Origin of the sequence: Streptomyces chiangmaiensis (assembly GCF_036281785.1) — a bacterium.
Taxonomy (GTDB): Bacteria; Actinomycetota; Actinomycetes; order Streptomycetales; family Streptomycetaceae; genus Streptomyces; species Streptomyces chiangmaiensis.
The window spans coordinates 1-2159 of sequence record NZ_JAYWVC010000490.1; the positions used below are offsets into that span (position 1 = coordinate 1).

Genomic DNA, 2159 nt, shown 5'->3' on the forward strand with positions numbered 1-2159 from the left:
TGGACATAGCACTCCTGTCGAGAACGGTCGTGTCGCTGGGTAGACCGTTCGAGGACGGTGGACTCATCGGCAAAACCGCCCTGCCAGACGATCTACACCCCAGACTGCCGCCCGCGACCAGTACGAGCAGCCCGAAACGGGGTCACACCACCCCTGCTGACCAGCCACTTCAAGATGGCGCAGCCTCAATGTTCCAGGAGGAGGAGTACGGAATGGCCGAATCCGGCCCTGGCGTTATCGAGGGTGTGGTGGGCGGCAAGTCGCGGTTCGATGACATCTACGACCGTCCGGACCCCGCGCTGACTTCCGGCGGCTGGCCCCGCTCGAATACGAGATCCCGCATCATGCCCAGCCGGTCTTCCGGCAGGTAGCAACCAACCGGGCCGCGCTTGACGACGGCCACCCCGGCAGGCCAGCGGTGCTGGACGTGTGCTGCTCGTACGGGATCAATGCCGCGCGAGACGTCACGCTGGCGGAGATGTACGAGCGGTACTCCTCCCCCGACCGCCAGACCATGTCGACGGCGGAACTCGCGGCACAGGACAAGGAGTTATATGCCGAGCGACGCCGACCGGACGCGGTACCTGTCTTCGGCCTGGACGTCGCGGCACCCGCCGTGCACTACGCGCTCGAGGTGGGGCTCCTGGAGGCCGCCATCACCGACGACCTGGAACAAGGCCCACCCAGCCCCGGTCTGAGGCGCGCGCTCGCCGAGGTCGGCCTCGTCACGCTGACAGGCGGCGGCAGCTATGTCACCGCCCGCACATGCACGGCACTGATGGCCGGCGCCCAAGGCAGGTGTGGGTCAGCGCCTTCGTTCTGCGGACCGTGTCGTACCACCCGATCGTCCCGGCACTGGCCGCGCACGGTCTGAGCGCCACCGTCGAGGTCTCCCGCACCTATCCGCTGCGCCCCTTCACCGACGAGCGGGAGCAGCGGTATGCGATCGAGGCGGTACGGGCGCTGGGCGGCGACCCCGCAGGGCGCGAGAAGGACGGTCGTTTCCACAGCCTGCACTACGAGTCCCGGCCCGATAGGTGGTGACAGTCACGCGACCGATCAGGGGCTCACCGTGCGCAGCCGACGTCCAGTACTTCGATCACGTCGCCGTGGACCGTGTAGACGAGCCAGCTCCACTCGCCGAACGCTGCCGCCAGGTCCGGGGCTCGGGTCTCCGCGTCCTGGGCGACCGCGTCGATGAGCGCGATGATCTCCTCGTGCATCTCGTCCGGCACATCGAAGAGCACGTTGGCGGCGGGTTGGATCAGTTCGACTCGCATGATGCCCCCGCAGACGGGCAAGCAGGGCACCAGGTGAAGCGGCGTACACGACCGCTCGGCTCGGTGACCGAGGAAAGTCCCTTATGACCACCATAAATCCACTGCGGAGCCGTAATTTAACTACTGCATGATTTGATCTCGTTGTCGTGCTGCTCGATCACGCGCTTCAGAGCCTCGAGCGTGCGGGGAGGATGGGTCCTGCGGAAGAGGAGGACTGTGGCGAGGTCGGGCCCGGCGAAGGCCAGCATCGGCTTGGCCCTCCCGGCGTGGTAGCTCAGCACGTTGCGCTTGCGGCCCATCAGCTCGGCGGCAAGCGTCAGGGTGACGGTGTTACGGCTGCTGAGCACGGCGGCCAGAACCCGGTGGCGGTGATCGAGGATGCCGAAGCCGGGGTTGCGGCCGCGGCCGTCCCTGCCCGCGCTCTGTCGTTCGGCTTCGGCCAGGACCTGCCGGCACGGTTCGAGCCGGAGCACGAGCTGTTCGAACTGTTCGCGGGTCATGCCGGTGAGCGCGGGGTGGGTGAGGAGGAAGGTGACCTCGGCCGGGATCGGAGGCCCCGACTCGTCCCGTGGATCCTCCGGAAGCTGCTGGTCGGGGTCCCGCGGGGCAATGGTGTAGTTCCACTCGCCGTGGAACTCGTCGCGCTCGACCCGCCGCTCGACGTTCTTGCGCTCGGCCCGGGTGAGCACGCGGCCGGTGGGGTACGCGTTCTCGTCCAGCGCGGCATGGACGGTCAGTCCGGTGCTGGTGCGGGTGGCCGAGATAGTCTGCAACAGCACCTCGTAGCTGGTCAGCGGTTGCCCGCGCAGGCTGTGGGTGATCCGGGAGAACAGCCGGTGTTCTACTTTGTTCCATTGTGCGTCCAGAAGCCTGGAGGTC

4 protein-coding genes are annotated in these 2159 nt (G+C 67.3%); 2 read left to right on the plus strand and 2 right to left on the minus strand.

Going from position 1 to position 2159, the window contains the following annotated elements; genetic code table 11:
* Positions 1 to 418: 418 nt before the first annotated feature.
* Together VXC91_RS44800 and VXC91_RS44805 are read left to right on the plus strand one after the other, a co-directional pair.
* A complete protein-coding gene (locus VXC91_RS44800; RefSeq protein ID WP_329513081.1) occupies positions 419 to 874 on the plus strand; it encodes a hypothetical protein in 456 nt (151 codons plus the stop codon).
* Positions 829 to 1044: a hypothetical protein gene (locus tag VXC91_RS44805; protein WP_329513082.1), complete on the plus strand. Its 216-nt coding sequence runs from the start codon at positions 829 to 831 to the stop codon at positions 1042 to 1044. Before VXC91_RS44800 ends, VXC91_RS44805 begins: the two co-directional genes overlap by 46 nt.
* A gap of 23 nt (positions 1045 to 1067) precedes the next feature.
* On the opposite strand, the gene VXC91_RS44810 is transcribed toward VXC91_RS44805, so the two are convergent.
* Both VXC91_RS44810 and VXC91_RS44815 read right to left on the minus strand, forming a co-directional pair.
* Entirely contained in the window at positions 1068 to 1280 is a 213-nt protein-coding gene (locus VXC91_RS44810; protein ID WP_329513083.1) for a hypothetical protein, read from the minus strand.
* A gap of 116 nt (positions 1281 to 1396) precedes the next feature.
* Positions 1397 to 2159, minus strand: a 763-nt coding sequence (locus VXC91_RS44815; protein WP_408057632.1) for an ISAzo13-like element transposase-related protein, incomplete at its 5' end; no start/stop codon positions are given.

Bases quoted from the DNA above. Each gene is read 5' to 3' on its own strand.
- VXC91_RS44810 (WP_329513083.1), bottom strand. From the start codon at position 1,280: ATGCGAGTCGAACTGATCCAACCCGCCGCCAACGTGCTCTTCGATGTG.